Origin of the sequence: Streptomyces sp. SID14515 (genome assembly GCF_010548505.1) — a bacterium.
Lineage (GTDB): Bacteria > Actinomycetota > Actinomycetes > Streptomycetales > Streptomycetaceae > Streptomyces > Streptomyces caviscabies.
On record NZ_JAAGMH010000128.1, the window covers coordinates 1 to 17,693 of the forward strand.

The window sequence follows — 17,693 nt, forward strand, 5'->3', positions numbered from 1 at the left end:
CGCCGCGCCCCCGTCCCCCTCGCGCACCGCGAACCGCCCGAGCACCGCCCCCGCGACCACGCCCGCCCGCTCGGCGACTCCCGCCCCGCCGCCCCGCACCCGGCTGTTCCGGCATCCGCGGTCGCAGGTCCTGGACTGGGTGCGGGCCAACCCCGACGATCCGCGCCGCCCGGTGATCGAGTCCCGCATCGCGGCGCAGCCCGCGGCCGTCTGGTTCACCGCCCACAACCCGGACGGGATAGCGGCGCAGGTCCGCGCGGTCACCCGGGGCGCGGCCGCCGCGGGCCGGACCCCGGTGCTCGTGCCGTACGCGATACCCGACCGGGACTGCGGCGGCGCGTCCCAGGGCGGCGCCCCGGACCTGGCCGCGTACGACGCGTGGATACGGGAGTTCGCCGAGGGGCTCGGCGCGGGCCCGGCGATCGTGATCCTGGAGCCGGACGCCATCGCCCTCTCCGACTGCCTGACCGCCCCGGAACGGGCCGCCCGCTTCGCCTCGCTGGCCCGCGCCGGACGCACGCTGCGCACCGCGAACCCGCAGGCCAGGGTCTATTACGACGGCGGCCACTCGGGCTGGCACGCCCCCGCGAAACAGGCCGCCGCGCTCCGGGCCGCCGGAGCGGCCACCAGCGGCGACGGCATCTTCACCAACGTGGCCAACTTCCACCGCACCGCCGACGAGAGCGCCTACGCCCGCCGGGTGCTCGCCGCGCTCGGCGGCCCGGCCGGCCTCGGCGCGGTCGTCGACACCAGCCGCAACGGCAACGGAGCGCCCGCCGCCGGTCAGTGGTGCGACCCGGCGGGCCGGGCACTGGGCCAGACCCCGACGACACGGACCGGCGAGGCCCGGATCGACGCGTATCTCTGGGTCAAGCTGCCGGGGGAGTCCGACGGCTGCTCGGGCGCGGCGGGCTCCTTCGCCCCGGAGTACGCCTACGCCCTGGCCACCGGCTGAGCCTGCCTCAGGACTTCCCGGGCCCCTCGGGTCCGGCGGCGTCCTCGTCGTACGCGGAGGTGCCGGAGTCCAGCAGCGGTTCCTGCGTCTTGAGGTGTGCCGGGGCGAAGGCCCGCAGCACGTGGTAGCCGGTGATCACGACGATCGTGCCGAGCGCGATACCGCCCAGCTCGAAGTTGTCGGTGATCTTCAGGCTGACCCCGCCGACGCCGATGATGATGCCCGCCGCGGCCGGAACCAGATTGAGCGGATTACGCAGGTCCACCCGGCCGTTGAGCCAGATCTGCGCGCCGAGCAGGCCGATCATCCCGTACAGGATCACGGTGATCCCGCCGAGCACTCCGCCCGGGATCGCGGCGACGACCGCGCCGAACTTCGGGCACAGACCGAAGAGCAGCGCGAAGCAGGCCGCCGCCCAGTAGGCGGCCGTGGAGTAGACGCGGGTCGCGGCCATCACGCCGATGTTCTCGGAGTACGTGGTGTTGGGCGGCCCGCCCACGGCGGTGGAGAGCATCGACGCCGCGCCGTCCGCCGCGATGGCGGTGCCGAGCTTGTCGTCCAGTGAATCGCCGGTCATCTCGCCCACGGCCTTCACATGCCCGGCGTTCTCCGCGACCAGCGCGATCACCACGGGCAGCGCCACCAGGATCGCGGACCACTCGAAGGCCGGGGCGTGGAAGTCCGGCAGACCGATCCAGTCGGCCTTGCCGACGGCGGAGAGGTCCAGCCGCCAGTGGTCGACCGCCTGCGCGCCGCCCGCCGGAGAGTGGATCTTCCCGAACACCAGGTCCAGGATCCAGGACAGCACGTACCCGAAGACCAGCCCCAGGAAGATCGCGATCCGGGAGAGGAACCCGCGCAGGCACACCACGGCGAGCCCGGTGAACAGCATCACCGCGAGCGCCGTCCACTGGTCCTGCGGCCAGTACGTGGAGGCGGTCACCGGCGCCAGGTTGAAGCCGATCAGCATCACGACCGCGCCCGTCACCACTGGCGGCATCGCCGCGTGGATGATCCGCGCGCCGAACCGCTGCACGGCGAGACCCACGAGGAAGAGGGCCACCGCGACCACGAACACCGCGCCCGTGATGGTGGCGACATCGCCGCCGCTCGCCCGGATCGTGGCCGCGACGCCGACGAAGGAGAGCGAGCAGCCCAGATAGCTGGGCACCCGGCCCTTGGTCGCCAGCAGGAAGATCGCGGTCGCGACGCCGGACATCATGATCGCGAGGTTCGGATCGAGGCCCATCAGCACCGGGGCGACGAACGAGGCCCCGAACATCGCCACCACATGCTGTGCGCCGAGTCCGAACGTACGTGGCCAGGAGAGCCGCTCGTCGGGGCGCACCACCGCCCCGGGCGCCGGTGTCTTCCCGTCGCCGTGCAAGGTCCAGCGCACGCCGAGGCTCATGGTTGCTCCCTGAAGGTCTGCTCGGTGTGCCGGCCGGTCCGCGATCCGGGCTTCGGTGTTCACCTGCGGAAAAGATCAGCGCCATGGTAGTGGTGCGGCGGGCGGCGTCCGCGCGGAGGTCACCCGCCGCGCGCCGCCGTACCGCGTTCCCGCCCTCGTGCCGCCCGTGCCGCCGTACCGCGTTCCCGTTCTCGTACCGCTCGTGCGCTGCCCGATTCCCGCCGCCGCGCACGCCGTGCGACCCGGGCGCCGGCCCCGGTCAGCTCCCGGTGGCGCTCTTCGTCGTCGTACCGCCGCCGACCGTCGAGCCGGTGACCTTGCGGTCGGCCGACTTCAGCACTCCGGCGCCCAGCACCAGGCCGAAGGCCAGCGCCGTCACCACGCCGAACGACACCACCAGCGAGGTCGCCTCGGCCAGCGAGCCGATCGCGGAGGGGGCGATGAGGCCCGAGGTGTACGTGATGGTGGCGACGCCCGCGATGGCCTGGCTCGGGTTCGGTCCGCTGCGCCCCGCCGCGGCGAAGGCCAGCGGGACGACGACCGCCACGCCGAGGCCGAGCAGCCCGAAGCCGCACATCGCGGCCGCCGGGGAGGGCGAGAACACGACCAGCAGCCCGCCGGCGGTGGCCAGCAGTCCACCGGTCCGCACCGTGCGGACCGCGCCGAACCGGTCGACGATCCGGTCCCCGCCGATCCGGGCCACCGCCATCGTCAGCGCGAACGCCGTGGTGGACGCCGCCGCGAGGCCGTCGGAGCTGTCCAGGACGTCCCGCAGATAGACCGCGGACCAGTCCAGGCTCGCCCCTTCGGCGAACACTGCGCAGAATCCGATCGCCCCGATGATCAGGGCCGACTTCGGCGGCAGCGTGAAACGCGGCGGCGGCTCCTCCTCCGGACCGCTCTGGAGATCGAGGACGTCCCGGCAGGCGATCAGCCCCAGCGCCGTGAGGACCAGGGCCGCGATGACGTGGTGGAGACGGGCGTCGGTGCCGGTGTGGGCGGCGACCGTGCCCGCCGCCGAACCGATCAGCGCGCCCACGCTCCACATGCCGTGCAGCCCCGACATGATCGACTTGTCGAGACGGTTCTCCACCTCGACGCCCAGGGCGTTCATGGCGACGTCGGACATCCCGGCCGTCGCCCCGTAGACGAACAGCGCCGCGCACAGGGTGACCAGGCTCGGCGCGAGGGCGGGCAGGATCAGAGCCAGCGTCCACAGCGCCAGCAGCCCCCGCAGGGCGGTGCGGGCCCCGAACCGGTGGCTGATCCGGCCGGCCAGCGGCATCGCGATCGACGCGCCGATCGCCGGGAAGGCCAGCGCCAGACCGAGCTGGCCCGCGCTCACCCCGGCGTGGTCCTGGATCCACGGCACCCGGGTCGCGAAGCTGCCGGTCACCGCCCCGTGCACGGTGAAGACCGCGGCGACGGCGATCCGCGCCCGCTTCACCTGTTGTGTGCTGTAGACCGTGACGGTCGGGTCGTTCGTCATGCCGTCGTGTCCCTCCCCTGGGAATTCTCGGGTGCCCCGGCCGTCCCGGCGCTCCCCTGCGACGATGCGTGGCGTAAACTATCAGGAACCCTGCCTGATAAATAGTCGTTACTTCGCGCCCAGGAGAACGCCCCGGAGAACGCCCGGGAGAGCGCCCGGAGAACGGCGCGGCGGCGATCTGGAAGGATCCCGGTTATGCCCGCATCACCGAGCACGGCTCGGGCCATCAACGACCGGCTCGCCCTGCGGCTGCTCCAGCAGGACGGCCCGCTGACGGCCACCCAGCTCAAAACGCTGACCGGACTCTCCCGCCCCACCGTCGCCGACCTCGTCGAGCGGCTCCGGGGGGCCGGGCTGATCCAGGTCGTGGGCGAGTCCGGGGCCGTCCGCCGCGGACCCAACGCCAAGCTGTACGGGATCGTCGCCGACCGGGCCCATCTCGCGGCGCTCGACGTACGCCTCGGAAGCGTCGGCGTGGTCGTCGCCGACCTGCTGGGCGCCACCCTCGCCGAGGGCTCCCTGCCCATCGGCAGCGACACCGGCACCGAACCCGCCGTCGAGCTGGCCGCCGCCCTGCTGGAGCGCACCGCCCGCGAAGCCGGTTCCGTCCCCCTGCACAGCGTCGGGGTCGGGGCGCCCGGGCTGATCGACCCCGTCACCGGCGAACTGCGCGACAGCTCCGGCCTGCCCGCCTGGCACCGGGGCCTGGTGCGGGAGCTCCAGCGACGGCTGCCCGCCACCGTCCTGGTGGAGAACGAGACCAACCTCGCGGCCGTCGCGGAACACCGGGAGGGCGCCGCCCACGACCGGGAGACCTTCGTGCTGCTCTGGCTCGGCCAGGGGATCGGGGCCGCCGTGATGCTGGACGGCAAGCTGCGTCAGGGGGCGTCCGGCGGTGCGGGGGAGATCGGCTTCATGCCCGTGCCCGGGGTGAGCGGGCTGCCCTCGGCGGTCAACTGCGACGGCGGCTTCCACTCCCTGGCCGGCTCGGCCGCGCTGTGCGAACTCGCCGCCGGGCACGGTCTCGTGGACCTCGGCGCGGTGGCCGAGGGCCGGGAGGAGGCGGCGGTCGTGGACGTGGTGCGGACCGCCCTGGAGGCGGGGGAGGCGGGCGAGCCGTTCCTGAAGGAGCTGGCGGACCGCCTCGCCCTCGGCGCCGCCGCCGTCGTCTCGGTGCTCGACCCCGGCTGCGTCCTGCTCGCGGGGGCCGTCGGCCATGCGGGCGGGGCCGCGCTCGCCGCCCGGGTCGAGGAGCGGCTGGCCACGATGTCACCCCTGCGCACCGAGGTCCGCGCCGGTTCGCTGGGCGACGGGGCCGTGCTGCGCGGTGCGCTGATCACCGCCCGGGACGCGGCGCAGGACGCGCTGTTCGCCCCGGGAGGCTGACCGGGCGGGCCCGGGGACCGGCGGCCCGAGACCCAGAGGAGCGAGTCCGGGCGGGGCGCGCGGGCTCAGGCCGGGTGGCGACGGCGGCGGTCGAGGAATTCCTCGAACGTCACGGTTCCCACGGCGTGTTCGGGCGCCAGATGGTCGCCGCGCCGGTAGCCCGCGTACGCCTTGCCCGCCAGCCGGACCGGCACCACCCGCCGGCCGCGGCCGGCGGACCGCAGGAACGCCCCGGCCAGGTCGGTCAGCTCACGGACCTCGGGGCCGCCCAGGTCGGGCACCCGGCCCACCGGACCGCCGAGCGCCAGCGCCGTCAGCCGGTCGGCGACCTCACCGCTGTCCACCGGCTGGAGCGACACGCCTGCCGGCACCGGCAGCACGGGCAGCTTCGCCGCTCCGGACAGGATGCGCAGGGCCAGATCGTGGAACTGCGTGGCCCGCAGGATCGTCGAGCCGAGCCCGGAGTCCTCGATCATCCGCTCGACCCGGTGCTTGACCGTGTAATAGCCCAGCGGCAGCCGGTCCACGCCGACGATCGAGATGTAGAGGAGATGCGGCGTCCCGGCCCGCTTCGCCGCGTTGATGAGAAAGCCCGCCGCCCGGTCGTCGCCGCCGCGCGGGGTGGAGGCGCAGTGGACGATCACGTCCGCCCCCTCGACCGCCGCGTCCAGCCCCTTGCCGTCGCGCAGATCGACGGCGTACGAGGGGGAGCGGCGGCTGAGACCGCGGACATCGGCCCCTGCGGTGCGCAGCCGCTCCGCGACCTGCCGGCCGAGTGTGCCGGTGGCGCCGGTGACCAGAATCGTCGTCATGGGGCCAGTCTGCCGGAGCGGGGTCCGGCCCGGTGCGAGCGGGGAGATCCGCTCGCACCGGGCCGGAGGGCAGCAGGGGCTTCAGCAGGCGCCGAGGTCCTTCCAGGCGCCCCACTCGGTGGATCCGGGCGTCTCGCCCTTCGTCCACCACGAGGCCTTCCACTCGTGGCCGCCGTGGCTGACGGTGGAGCCGCCGGTGTACTCCGTGTTCGCGTTCCAGGCCGCGGCCGAGCAGGCGCCGCCCGGCTGCGTCGGGGTCGGCGTCGGCGTCGGGCCGGTCGGGTCCGGGGTCGGCGTCGGGTTGGTCCCGGTGCCGGGCTCGACCACGGTGGTGCCGCGGGCCAGGTCACCGGCGAGCGAGTAGGACTTCCCGCCGAAGGTCACGGTCCAGTTCGACGGGGTGGAGGTGGGCAGGTAGTAGACGAAGTCCAGCTCCACCGAGGCGCCGGGGGCCAGCGTCTGCCAGGCCGGGAGCTTCAGCGAGACGCGGTTGTAGTCGCCCTTCAGGCCGCCGATGTTGTTGGCCGCCGTGTGGTCGCTGCGGATGATCGTCGTGCCGAAGCCGGACTGGTCCTTGGCGTTGGCCGGGGCGGAGGTGGAGTAGTCGAACTGGAACTCCGTACCGCCGGGCAGCGTGGCCTGGGTCCGGTTGGTGATCTTCAGCTTGGGGCTGATCGGGTAGTTGGAGTCGCCCAGCGGGAACTGTCCGAAGGAGACGTCGATGTCCAGCGCCTCGGTCGGCAGGTCGATCGTGGAGCGCTTCGCGCCGTACGGGGCCGCCGATTTGAACGCGTCGTACATCGCGGTCGTCAGCGTGGAGCCGGTCTCGTACTGGCCTTTCGCCGCGTTCCACCGGTAGTCGCCCGCCAGCTCCCAGATCATCGTGCCGCCGATGCCCTTGTCCACGACGTAGTCGGCCTTGGCCTTCACCGACTGCTCGTCCTCGGTCGAGAGGAACACCTTCTTCTCGGCGTTCCACAGCCACGGGGCGACCAGCGTGGAGTCGTACTTACGGGCGTATGTGCCGGTCAGCTGTGTGTTCGCGGGGAAGCCGTAGTCGGTGACGTAATCGCCGACGATGCCCTTCTCCAGGTTCTTCGCGTGCCACATCGGGTTGGAACCGGCGGGCGATTCCTTGCCGTTGGTGTCCTTGTCGTGCCACAGGTTGTCGATGCCGACCGCGCCGTCACCGCACTTGGTCAGACCCGCGCCCGCCGGGCAGTCGGTCGTGGCCGCCTTGCCCCACAGGCCGTCGGTGCCGCCCTGCACGTTCTTGAAGCCGCGGGTGTAGTACGGCAGGCCGATGTTGATCCGGCCGGCCGGCATCGAGCCGCGGAAGTAGTGGTAGGCCCAGTCGGTGTTGAGGTAGCCGGTGCCGCCGTACTGAGAGGTGGAGTACACGCCCGCCTGCGCCAGTTCGGCGTCCTTGCCGTCGTCGAACAGGGAGGCGTTCGGGCCGACGTACTCGTTCCAGGCGCCGTGCAGGTCGTAGGACATGATGTTGACGTAGTCCAGGTACTTCTGCATCTGGTACGTCTCCATGCCCCGCAGCAGATAGCCGGAGGAGGGGGCGGCGACGGTCAGCAGGTAGTGCTTGCCGTCGGCGGCGCCCGCGCGGTCGAGCTTCTCGCGCAGCGTCTTCATCAGGGCGTCGTAGCCCTTGACCAGCCCGGCGCGGCGGCCGTTGGACAGCGCGTGGTCCAGCGGGTTGCCCGCGTCCTTCATCGTGGTCGCGTACTCGTAGTCGATGTCGACGCCGTTGAAGCCGTACTTCTTGATGAAGTCGACGGCCGAGTCGGCGAAGGTGTTGATGCCCGCCTGGTTGACCGAGCCGTCGGCGTTGGTGGCCATCGAGTAGAAGCCGCCGGAGTCGACGCGCTCGCCGTCGGGGCCGAAGTAGCCGCCGGTCTCGGCCCAACCGCCCACGGAGACCAGGGTCTTCACGTTCGGGTGCTGCTTCTTGTACTTCGTCAGCAGGTTGAAGTGCCCCTTGTAGGGGAGCGCCGGGTCCATCTCCGCGCCTGCGACACCGGGCCAGGTCATGCCGGTGGAGGCGTTGTCGGCGCTGTCGGGGCCGACCGAGAGCTTGTTGGACCCGTCGACGTGCGCGAAGGCGTAGTTGAGGTGCGTGACCTTGTCCCACGGGATGTCCGGGACGAGGTAGGCGTCCTTGCCGTCCTTGCCGGTACGCCAGTTGGTGAAGTAACCGATGACGCGCCGCTGGTGGTCGGCGCCCATCTTCTCGCGGCCTTCGGCGTCGTAGACGGAACAGTAGGGGACGTCGACGCCGGGGGTCTGATAGAGCCCGTCGGGGCGACAGGAGGTCTGGTCGGCGGCGGCGGCCGACGGACCTGCGGCGAGTGAGCTCAGCAGCAGTCCGGCGACGGCGGCGCCGGCGGCGAGCAGGGTGGCTCTCGCTCGGGTGGGGGACAGCATGTGGTCGTTCCTCCTGGGGAGGTCGGCAGAACACAACTGGCAAAGGGGTGGGTCGTGTCGGGGTCCTGGTGTGCGCACACCGCCGGACCGAACCTCGGAGGTGACGCAGAGATTAAGAGGACTAGACCAGTGCGTCAATAGGTCTGGACCTTTAATGGTCAACTTTTCCGATGCGGCGTCGATGACTACGTTGTCGACTCCTCGCCGACCGGAATGCGCCAGGATCTGCCGCGTCCGCTGTGACCCAGCCCACAGCCCTCACCCGCATGGCCGAGAGGCGACCGTGGCAGACTGGTTTCGTACCAATAGCAGCGCACTCCGGGGTCGGTGCAATTCCGAACCGGCGGTTACAGTCCGCGACCCGTCCGCAGCCAGCGGCCGGTTGACCAGGTGAAATTCCTGGACCGACGGTGAAAGTCCGGATGGGAGGCAGTGCGCGGCGGTTTGTCATCGGTACGCCGCCGTCGGCGGACGCATGGCCGGGAATCTCCCGGGACTCCGTGCGTTCCTGGCGTTTCCCGTTCTCGGGTTTTCGGCGTTTCCCCTGATCAGCCGCTTCATCTGTCGTCATCGACAGGCCCCGGAGTCCGTGCCCGAAGAGGCAGGAGGACCCGGTGGACACCGCAGCCGACATCACCGCCATGCGCCGAGCGATCACGCTCGCGGCGCGCGGTCTCGGCTCCACCAGCCCCAATCCGGTCGTCGGCTGTGTGATCACCGACGCCGCCGGAGCCCTGGCCGGCGAAGGCTTCCACCAGCGCGCCGGAGGGCCGCACGCCGAGGTCCACGCCCTGCGCGCGGCCGGCGAGCGGGCCCGCGGCGGCACCGCCTACGTCACCCTCGAACCCTGTAACCACACCGGCCGCACCGGCCCCTGCGCCCAGGCCCTCCTGGCCGCCGGGATCAGCCGTGTCGTGTACGCGGTCGGCGACCCGAACCCGCAGGCCACCGGGGGTGGTGACACCCTGCGCCGGGCCGGGGTCCGGGCCGAGCAGGGCCTCCTCGCCGAGGAGGCCGAGGCGGGCAACGCCGCCTGGCTGACCTCGGTGCGCCTCGGCCGGCCGTACGTCCTGTGGAAGTACGCCGCCACCCTCGACGGCCGGATCGCCGCCGCCGACGCCACCAGCCGCTGGATCACCTCGCCCGAGGCCCGAGCCGACGTCCACCGGCTGCGCGCCGTGGCCGACGCCGTGCTCGTCGGCTCCGGCACCGCCCGCACCGACGACCCTCAGTTGGGCGTACGCGGCATCGACGGCGCCACCCAGCCGCTGCGGGTCGTCGTCGACACGAACGCCACCGCCGTGAAGCCCGGCGCCCGGGTCCTGGACGACACCGCGCCCACGCTGGTCGCGGTCGCCGACGACGCCCCGGCCGACCACCTCCCCGAGGCCGCCGTCCTGCGCCTGCCCCGCGCCGCCGCCGGACCCGGCCTGGACCTCGACGCCCTCCTCGGAGCCCTGCACGAGCGAGGCGTCCGCTCCGTACTCCTCGAAGGCGGCCCCACCCTCGCCGGAGCCTTCATCGCCGCCGGGAAGGTCGACAAAGTCGTCGGCTATCTCGCCCCGGTGCTGCTCGGCGCGGGCCCCGCCGCCCTCGCCGACGCCGGAATCTCCACCATCTCCGAGGCGTTGCGCCTCGATGTGACCGAGACCGTGCCCATCGGCCCCGATCTGCGCATCACCGCCGTCCCCGCCCCTGCTCGGAAGGGAAACTGAGTGTTCACCGGAATTGTCGAAGAACTGGGTGAGGTCACCGCCGTCGAGCGGCTGGCGGACGCCTCCCGCTTCCGGCTGCGCGGCCCCGTCGTCACCGAGGGCGCCAAGCACGGCGACTCCATCGCGGTGAACGGCGTCTGCCTCACCGTCGTGGACACCGGCGACGGCGAATTCACCGCCGACGTGATGGCCGAGACCCTGAAGCGCTCCAGCCTGGGCGCGCTCACCACCGGCTCCCGGGTCAACCTGGAGCGCCCGATGGCGCTCGGCGGCCGGCTCGGCGGACACCTCGTCCAGGGCCACGTGGACGGCACCGGCACCATCATCGAGCGCACCCCCTCCGAGCACTGGGAGCTCGTCAAGGTCTCGCTGCCGCCCGAGCTGACCCGGTACGTCGTCGAGAAGGGCTCCATCACCGTCGACGGCGTCAGCCTCACCGTCGTCGACGCGGCGACCGACTTCTTCACCATCAGTCTCATCCCCACCACCCTCGCCCTGACCACGCTCGGCCACAAGCAGCCCGGCGACCCGGTCAACCTGGAGGTGGACGTCATCGCCAAGTACGTCGAGCGGATGCTCGGCGACCGGGCCGGGCAGGACCCGCGATGAACGCCGCGTCCTGGCTCAACTCCGAGGCCTTCACCGTGTTCGGCCAGCACATCAAGTGGTCGGACATGATCGGCAACGTCATCGGCCTGGTCGCCCTGGCCCTCGGCTGGCGACGCTCCATCTGGACCTGGCCCGCCCAGCTGCTCTCCGGAGCCATCCTCCTGGTCGCCTTCGCCTCCGCGCACCTCTCCGGCAGCGCGGGCAAGCAGCTGGTCGTCATCGTCGTCGCCCTGTGGGGCTGGTGGTCCTGGAACCGCGGCAGGCAGCAGGCCCAGGACGGCTCCATCGCCGTCCGCTTCGCCACCTGGCGCGAGCGCGGCGTGCTGATCGGCGCCGCCGCCATCGGCACCCTCGCCGTCGGCGGCCTGTTCACCGCCTTCCCGTCGCTGTCCTGGGACCCGTGGCCGGACGCGTACATCTTCGTCGGCACCGTCGTCGCGATGTACGCCCAGGCCCGCGGCATGGTCGAGTTCTGGTTCGCCTGGCTGCTGGTCGACCTGGTCGGCGTCCCGCTGAACTTCGCCAACGGCTTCGCCTTCTCCGGCTTCGTCTACATCATCTACGGCGCCCTCGTCCTGTGGGGCATGCGCGACTGGTGGCTGCGTACGCGGACACCCGCTCTGGAAGGAGCCACGGCATGACTGCTCAGCCCACCTGGCTGCACCCCGGCCACGACCCGCTCGCCGAGGACCTCTCGCTGGACCCCGTCGAGCAGGCCATCCTTGACATCGCCGCCGGCCGCCCCGTCGTCGTCGTGGACGACGAGGACCGCGAGAACGAGGGCGACCTCGTCATCGCCGCCGAGAAGGCCACCCCCGAGATCGTCGCCTTCATGATGAGCGAGTGCCGCGGCCTGATCTGCGCGCCCATGGAGAGCGACGAGCTGGAACGCCTCGACCTCCCGCAGATGGTCCAGCACAACACCGAGTCGATGCAGACCGCCTTCACCGTCTCCGTCGACGCCTCCGCCGCGCACGGCGTCACCACCGGCATCTCCGCCGCCGACCGCGCCACCACCCTGCGGATGCTCGCGGGCGGCGTCGCGGGCCCCGGCGACTTCGTCCGGCCCGGCCACATCTTCCCGCTGCGCGCCCGCTCCGGCGGCGTCCTCGTCCGCAACGGCCACACCGAGGCCGCCGTCGACCTGGCCCGGCTCGCCGGACTGCGCCCGGCCGGTGCGATCGTCGAGATCGCCGGTGAGGACGGAGTGATGCTCCGGCTGCCCGAGCTGGTGCCCTTCGCCCGCAAGCACGGACTGACGATCATCTCCATCGAGGACCTGATCGCCTACCGCCGAGGCAACGAGCCGACCGTCCGCCGGGAGGCCGAGACCCGGCTGCCCACCGCGTTCGGCGACTTCACCGCGTACGGCTACCGCTCCACCGTCGACGGAGTCGAGCACGTCGCCCTGGTCCACGGCGAGATCGGCGACGGCGAGGACATCCTCGTCCGGATCCACTCCGAGTGCCTGACCGGCGACATCTTCCAGTCCCAGCGCTGCGACTGCGGCCCCCAGCTGCACGCCTCCATGCGGCGCATCACCGAAGCCGGCCGGGGCGTCGTCGTCTATCTGCGCGGCCACGAGGGACGCGGCATCGGCCTGCTCTCCAAGCTGCGCGCGTACGAACTCCAGGAGCGTGGCGTGGACACCCTCGACGCCAACCTGGAACTCGGTCTGCCCGCCGACGCCCGCGACTACGCGGCCGGCGCCCGGATCCTCGCGGACCTCGGCGTCACCAGCCTGCGGCTGATGACCAACAACCCCGACAAGACCGCGGCCGTCGTCCGCCACGGCCTCGCCGTCACCGGCCGGGAACCCATGCCCGTCCAGGCGGGCGAGCACAATCTGCGCTACCTGCGCACCAAGCGCGACCGCATGGGCCACGACCTGCCCTGGCTCGACGCCCCCGCGTCGACCTGCGCCAACCAGTAACGAACCACCGAACAGCACATCACCAGCATCAGGAGAGACATGAGCGGCAAGGGTGCACCCGAACTGTCCGTACGCAACTGCGGCGACCTGCGCGTGGCCGTGATCGCGGCCCAGTGGCACGAGAAGGTCATGGACGGCCTCGTCGACGGCGCGCTGCGCGCCCTGCACGAGCTGGGCATCGACGAGCCCACCCTGCTCCGCGTCCCGGGCTCCTTCGAGCTGCCCGTCGTCGCCAAGGTGCTCGCCGGACGCGGCTACGACGCGATCGTCGCCCTCGGCGTGGTCATCCGGGGCGGCACCCCCCACTTCGAGTACGTGTCCCAGGGCGTCACCCTCGGCCTCACCCAGGTCACCGTCGACACCGGTGTTCCCGTCGGCTTCGGCGTACTGACCTGCGACACCGAGGAGCAGGCGCTCGACCGGGCCGGCCTCGAAGGGTCCAACGAGGACAAGGGGCACGAAGCGGTCACCGCCGCCGTGGCCACCGCCGCCACGCTGCGGACCGTCAGCGAACCCTGGCGCTGAGTGCGCCCCGGCGACCCCGTATTCTGAGGACCATCATGGCGAACAAGACCTTTGAAGAGCTCTTCACCGAGCTCCAGCTCAAGGCCGCCGAAGGCGACCCCGCAACCTCGCGCACCGCCGAACTGGTGGACAAGGGCGTCCATGCCATCGGCAAGAAGGTCGTCGAGGAGGCCGCCGAGGTCTGGATGGCCGCCGAGTACGAGGGCAAGGAAGCCGCCGCCGAGGAGATCTCCCAGCTGCTGTACCACGTCCAGGTGATGATGGTCGCCCGCGGGATCTCGCTCGACGACGTCTACGCCCATCTCTGAGCCGGCCCCGAACACCGCGCGCCCCAGCCCCTTTCTCTCCCTCCGCACAAAGGAACCTGACCTCATGCTGCGCATCGCCGTTCCCAACAAGGGTTCACTCTCCGGACCTGCGATGGCGATGCTCCATGAGGCCGGTTACCAGCAGCGCAAGGAGTCCAAGGAACTGGTCCTGGTCGACCCGGAGAACGAGGTCGAGTTCTTCTACCTCCGCCCCCGCGACATCGCGATCTACGTCAGCTCCGGCAAGCTCGACATCGGCATCACCGGCCGCGATCTGCTGCTGGACTCCGGCGCCGACTCCGAGGAGATCCTCCAGCTCGGCTTCGCCCGCTCCACCTTCCGCTACGCCACCAAGCCCGGCACCGCGGCGGGCCCGCAGGACTTCGACGGCATGACGATCGCCACCTCCTACGAGGGCATCGTCGCCGCCCACCTCGCCGAGGCGGGCGTCAAGGCCTCCGTCGTCCACCTCGACGGCGCGGTCGAGACCGCCATCGAACTCGGCGTCGCCCAGATCATCGCCGACGTGGTGGAGACCGGCACCAGCCTGCGCAACGCCGGACTGGAAGTGATCGGCGAGCCGATCATGACCTCCGAGGCCGTCGTCATCCGGCGCAACGGAGCCCCCGCCGACGACCCCAAGGTGCAGCAGTTCCTCCGCCGCCTCCAGGGCGTCCTGGTCGCCCGGTCCTACGTGATGATGGACTACGACTGCCGCGTCGAGCACCTGGAGCGCGCCGTCGCCCTCACCCCGGGCCTGGAGTCGCCGACCATCTCCCCGCTGCACCACGAGGGCTGGGTCGCCGTCCGCTCCATGGTCGCCGCCAAGGAGGCGCAGCGGATCATGGACGACCTGTACGAGCTCGGCGCCCGCGCCATCCTCACCACGGCCATCCACGCCTGCCGCCTCTGACGGCCCCGGCCACCCGCACCCCCGAGAGAAGATCCCGATGTCCGCGCCCAGGCCCGAACTCCCCACCCTGCCGGTCACCTTCCGGCCCACCCTCACCCGGGTGGTCCTGCTGAGCGTGGGCCTGGCGATGTTCCTCGTCATCACGGTCATCGCCCTGATGCTGGAGCGGCTCAACCCGGGGGAGCGGGTCAGCTTCGTCTTCGTCGCGGCACTCTTCTTCGGCGTCCTGGCCCTGCTCAGCAGGCCCCGGGTCACCGCCGACGACTCCGGGGTCACCGTCGTCAACCTCACCCGGTCCCGCAGGCTGGCGTGGGAGGAGATCCTCCGCGTCAACCTGCGCTCCGGCGACCCCTGGGTCTTCCTCGACCTCAGCGACGGCACCAGCCTGCCCGCCCTCGGCATCCAGCCCGGCCTGGCCAAGCAGCAGGCCATCCGGGACGCCCGCGCCCTGCGCGGACTCGCCGAGTCGCACGGCACCGGCAGCGACGACACCTCCGGCAACGGCTGAGCCCCTGCCCGACGCGGGGCCTTCTTGTCTACTCTGGTGGGCGGCGGCGCCCCGTGCGCCCCGCCCCGCCCGTTCCACGGCCCACCCCGGGCCCGCGGGGCCTTCCTGCGACCCAAGGAGTGACTCCCTCCAGCAATGGACGGATCGTCCGGTAATACCTGCGCCGCCCCTTCCCCGGAGGCGGCGGCCTCATGACCACCCCCCTGCTGCTCCTCGGCGCGGCCTTTCTCCTCATCCTCGCCAACGGATTCTTCGTGGCAGCCGAATTCGGGCTCGTCACCGTGGACCGGCCCGACGCCGAACGCGCCGCCGCCGAGGGCGACCGACGGGCCCGTACCGTCGTCGAAGCCCTGCGCGAACTCTCCTTCCAGCTCTCCGGCACCCAGCTCGGCATCACCATCACCTCCCTGGTGGTGGGCATGCTCGCCGAACCGGCCCTGGCCCAGCTGCTCGCCGGACCCCTCACCGCCACCGGACTGCCCGCGGGGGCCGTGTCCGGTGTCGCCGTCGTCATCGGCATGCTGCTGGCCTCCGCCGTCCAGATGGTCGTCGGTGAACTCGTGCCCAAGAACTGGGCGGTCTCCCGGCCGCTCCAGGTGGCCCGCTTCGTCGCCGGACCGCAAGCCCGCTTCGCCGCGCTCCTGCGACCGGTGATCACCCTCCTCAACGCCCTGGCCAACCGGCTGGTCCGCCTCTTCGGAGTCGAGCCCACCGACGAACTGGCCTCCGCCCGCACCCCGGGCGAACTGGTCTCCCTGGCCCGGCACTCCGCCGAGGCCGGAGCCCTGGAACAGGACACCGCCGACCTCTTCGTCCGGACCCTCTCGCTGGCCGGCCTCACCGCCCAGCACGTCATGACCCCCCGGGTGAAGGTCAGCGCCCTGCACTCCTCCGCGACCGCCGAGGACGTCCTCAACCTCACCCGCGCCACCGGCCTCTCCCGCTTCCCGGTCTACCGGGACCGGATCGACGAGGTCATCGGCATGGTCCACCTCAAGGACGCCCTCGCCGTCCCCGCCCCCGAGCGCCTGCGCACCCCGGCCGGACGGATCGCCGTCCCGCCGCTCCTGGTGCCCGGGACGCTGCCCGTGGAGCACCTGCTGCGGCGGCTGCGCCACGAACAGCCCATAGCCGTGGTCGTCGACGAGTACGGCGGCACCGCCGGGGTGGTCACCCTGGAGGACATCATCGAGGAACTCGTCGGCGAGGTCCGCGACGAGCACGACGCCGAGGGCTCCGACCGCCCCGAGCTGACCGCCGCCATCGGCGAGGACGGCCGCCCGGTGTGGGACGCCGAGGGCAGCTGCCGGGTCCACACCCTGCGCCGGAGCGGTCTGGACGTGCCCGAGGGGCCCTACGAGACCGTCGCCGGGCTCGTCGCCGGCCTGCTGGGCCGCATCCCCGCCCCCGGCGACCGGGCCGAACTCCCCGGCTGGCGGATCTCCGTCCGCCAGGTCGGCCACAACCGCGCCGAACGGGTCCGCTTCACCCAGGCGCCCGACCCGCTGCCGGAGACGGCCGCACCGGGCCTGCTGGAGGCCGCGCGATGAGCATGCTCCAACTCCTCCTCGCCGCCCTCCTGGTGCTGGCGAACGGCTTCTTCGTCGGCGCCGAGTTCGCCCTCGTCTCCGTGCGCCGCAGCCAGATCGAACCGCTGGCCGCCCAGGGCTCCGGCCGGGCCCGCACGGTCCTGCACGGCCTGGAGAACCTGCCGCAGATGATGGCCGCCGCCCAGTTCGGCATCACCGTCTGCTCCCTCACCCTCGGGGCCGTCGCCGAGCCGACCGTCGCCCACCTCCTGGAGCCGGTCTTCCACGCGGCGCACATCCCCGACGGACTTGTCCACCCCCTCGGCTTCGCCCTCGCGCTGCTGTCCGTGGTCGTCCTGCACCTGGTCATCGGCGAGATGGTCCCGAAGAACCTCGCGATGGCGGCGCCCGAGCGGACCGCGCTCTGGCTGAGCCCCGGCCTGGTCGCCTTCGCCCGGCTCTGCCGTCCGGTCACCACGGCGCTGGGCGCCTGCGCCGGTCTGGTGCTGCGGCTGTTCGGCGTCGAGCCGAAGGACGAGGTGGAGGCCGTCTTCACCAGCGAGCAGCTCAACCGGCTCGTGGAGGACTCCGGGCAGGCCGGCCTCCTCGGACCGGAGGCCGCCGAACGGCTTGAGGACGCCCTCGAACTGGGCAGCAGGCCCGTCACCGACGTCCTGCTGGAGCGGGCCTCACTGGTCACGGTCGACCCGTCCGTCACCCCGCGCCGGATCGAGGAGCTGACGGTACGCACCGGCTTCTCCCGCTTCCCGGTCTGCGCGGAGGGCGGCGGCCCCTTCATGGGTTACCTGCACGTCAAGGACGTCCTGGAGCTGGAGGACGCCGACCGGGCGGTCCCGCAGCAGATCTGGCGACCGATGGCGACCCTACGGGCCGAACTCCCGCTCGACGACGCCCTGACCGTGATGCGCCGCGCCGCCACGCATCTGGCGCAGGTCGCGGACGGATCGGGCCGGATCCTCGGTCTGGTCGCCATGGAGGACGTCCTGGAGACGCTGGTGGGGGAGGTGCGCGACCCGGCCCACCGGACGGTGTCGGTACCCCGCCGTACGGTGGACGTCCCCAGGACGCCGGAGCTCCCGGCGCCCGGGGCCCTGGTGCACTGACCTCGCCGTGACACCGCGCCGTGACACCGTGCCGGGGGCC

General features: G+C 72.2%; 16 protein-coding genes and 1 riboswitch. Of the genes, 12 read left to right on the plus strand and 4 right to left on the minus strand.

Going from position 1 to position 17,693, the window contains the following annotated elements:
* The coding region (locus tag G3I54_RS30390; protein ID WP_164619231.1) for a glycoside hydrolase family 6 protein at window positions 1-955 on the plus strand (955 nt) is incomplete at its 5' end.
* A gap of 7 nt (window positions 956-962) precedes the next feature.
* Here G3I54_RS30390 and G3I54_RS30395 read toward each other — a convergent pair.
* Both G3I54_RS30395 and G3I54_RS30400 read right to left on the minus strand, forming a co-directional pair.
* On the minus strand, window positions 963-2,366 hold the full coding sequence (locus G3I54_RS30395; protein ID WP_164619234.1) for a solute carrier family 23 protein: 1,404 nt from the start codon (window positions 2,364-2,366) through the stop codon (window positions 963-965).
* Window positions 2,367-2,625: 259 nt separating this feature from the next.
* Window positions 2,626-3,855, minus strand: a complete 1,230-nt coding sequence (locus tag G3I54_RS30400; RefSeq protein WP_164619236.1) for an MFS transporter — start codon at window positions 3,853-3,855, stop codon at window positions 2,626-2,628.
* Between the two features lie 195 nt (window positions 3,856-4,050).
* On the opposite strand from G3I54_RS30400, the gene G3I54_RS30405 reads away from it, so the two are divergent.
* Window positions 4,051-5,241: an ROK family transcriptional regulator gene (locus G3I54_RS30405; RefSeq protein WP_164619238.1), complete on the plus strand. Its 1,191-nt coding sequence runs from the start codon at window positions 4,051-4,053 to the stop codon at window positions 5,239-5,241.
* Between the two features lie 65 nt (window positions 5,242-5,306).
* Here G3I54_RS30405 and G3I54_RS30410 read toward each other — a convergent pair whose 3' ends face one another.
* A complete protein-coding gene (locus G3I54_RS30410) occupies window positions 5,307-6,053 on the minus strand; it encodes an SDR family oxidoreductase (protein ID WP_164619241.1) in 747 nt (248 codons plus the stop codon).
* A gap of 81 nt (window positions 6,054-6,134) precedes the next feature.
* Window positions 6,135-8,489 (minus strand): chitinase C-terminal domain-containing protein, encoded by a 2,355-nt coding sequence (locus G3I54_RS30415; protein ID WP_164619243.1) that lies wholly within the window; start codon window positions 8,487-8,489, stop codon window positions 6,135-6,137.
* Window positions 8,490-8,798: 309 nt separating this feature from the next.
* A riboswitch (FMN riboswitch) is annotated at window positions 8,799-8,929 on the plus strand.
* A 174-nt stretch (window positions 8,930-9,103) separates the two neighbouring features.
* Between G3I54_RS30415 and ribD the strand changes: the two genes are divergently transcribed.
* The 10 genes from ribD (at window position 9,104) to G3I54_RS30465 (ending at window position 17,653) form a co-directional block, all read left to right on the plus strand.
* Window positions 9,104-10,204, plus strand: coding sequence for a bifunctional diaminohydroxyphosphoribosylaminopyrimidine deaminase/5-amino-6-(5-phosphoribosylamino)uracil reductase RibD (ribD, locus tag G3I54_RS30420; RefSeq protein ID WP_164619245.1), 1,101 nt, complete (start codon window positions 9,104-9,106; stop codon window positions 10,202-10,204).
* On the plus strand, window positions 10,205-10,813 hold the full coding sequence (locus tag G3I54_RS30425; RefSeq protein WP_164619247.1) for a riboflavin synthase: 609 nt from the start codon (window positions 10,205-10,207) through the stop codon (window positions 10,811-10,813).
* A complete protein-coding gene (locus tag G3I54_RS30430) occupies window positions 10,810-11,454 on the plus strand; it encodes a nicotinamide mononucleotide transporter family protein (RefSeq protein ID WP_164619249.1) in 645 nt (214 codons plus the stop codon). The genes G3I54_RS30425 and G3I54_RS30430 overlap by 4 nt, the downstream gene beginning before the upstream one ends.
* Window positions 11,451-12,746 (plus strand): bifunctional 3,4-dihydroxy-2-butanone-4-phosphate synthase/GTP cyclohydrolase II, encoded by a 1,296-nt coding sequence (locus tag G3I54_RS30435; protein ID WP_164619251.1) that lies wholly within the window; start codon window positions 11,451-11,453, stop codon window positions 12,744-12,746. Before G3I54_RS30430 ends, G3I54_RS30435 begins: the two co-directional genes overlap by 4 nt.
* Before the next feature lie 39 nt (window positions 12,747-12,785).
* Window positions 12,786-13,271, plus strand: a complete 486-nt coding sequence (ribH, locus tag G3I54_RS30440; RefSeq protein ID WP_003970409.1) for a 6,7-dimethyl-8-ribityllumazine synthase — start codon at window positions 12,786-12,788, stop codon at window positions 13,269-13,271.
* Between the two features lie 35 nt (window positions 13,272-13,306).
* A complete protein-coding gene (locus G3I54_RS30445; protein ID WP_003970410.1) occupies window positions 13,307-13,579 on the plus strand; it encodes a phosphoribosyl-ATP diphosphatase in 273 nt (90 codons plus the stop codon).
* Window positions 13,580-13,643: 64 nt separating this feature from the next.
* On the plus strand, window positions 13,644-14,492 hold the full coding sequence (gene hisG, locus G3I54_RS30450) for an ATP phosphoribosyltransferase (RefSeq protein WP_164619254.1): 849 nt from the start codon (window positions 13,644-13,646) through the stop codon (window positions 14,490-14,492).
* A gap of 37 nt (window positions 14,493-14,529) precedes the next feature.
* Window positions 14,530-15,000, plus strand: coding sequence for a PH domain-containing protein (locus G3I54_RS30455; protein ID WP_164619256.1), 471 nt, complete (start codon window positions 14,530-14,532; stop codon window positions 14,998-15,000).
* A 191-nt stretch (window positions 15,001-15,191) separates the two neighbouring features.
* Window positions 15,192-16,550, plus strand: coding sequence for a hemolysin family protein (locus tag G3I54_RS30460; protein WP_164619258.1), 1,359 nt, complete (start codon window positions 15,192-15,194; stop codon window positions 16,548-16,550).
* Window positions 16,547-17,653, plus strand: a complete 1,107-nt coding sequence (locus G3I54_RS30465) for a hemolysin family protein (RefSeq protein ID WP_164619260.1) — start codon at window positions 16,547-16,549, stop codon at window positions 17,651-17,653. The genes G3I54_RS30460 and G3I54_RS30465 overlap by 4 nt, the downstream gene beginning before the upstream one ends.
* Window positions 17,654-17,693 lie beyond the last annotated feature (40 nt).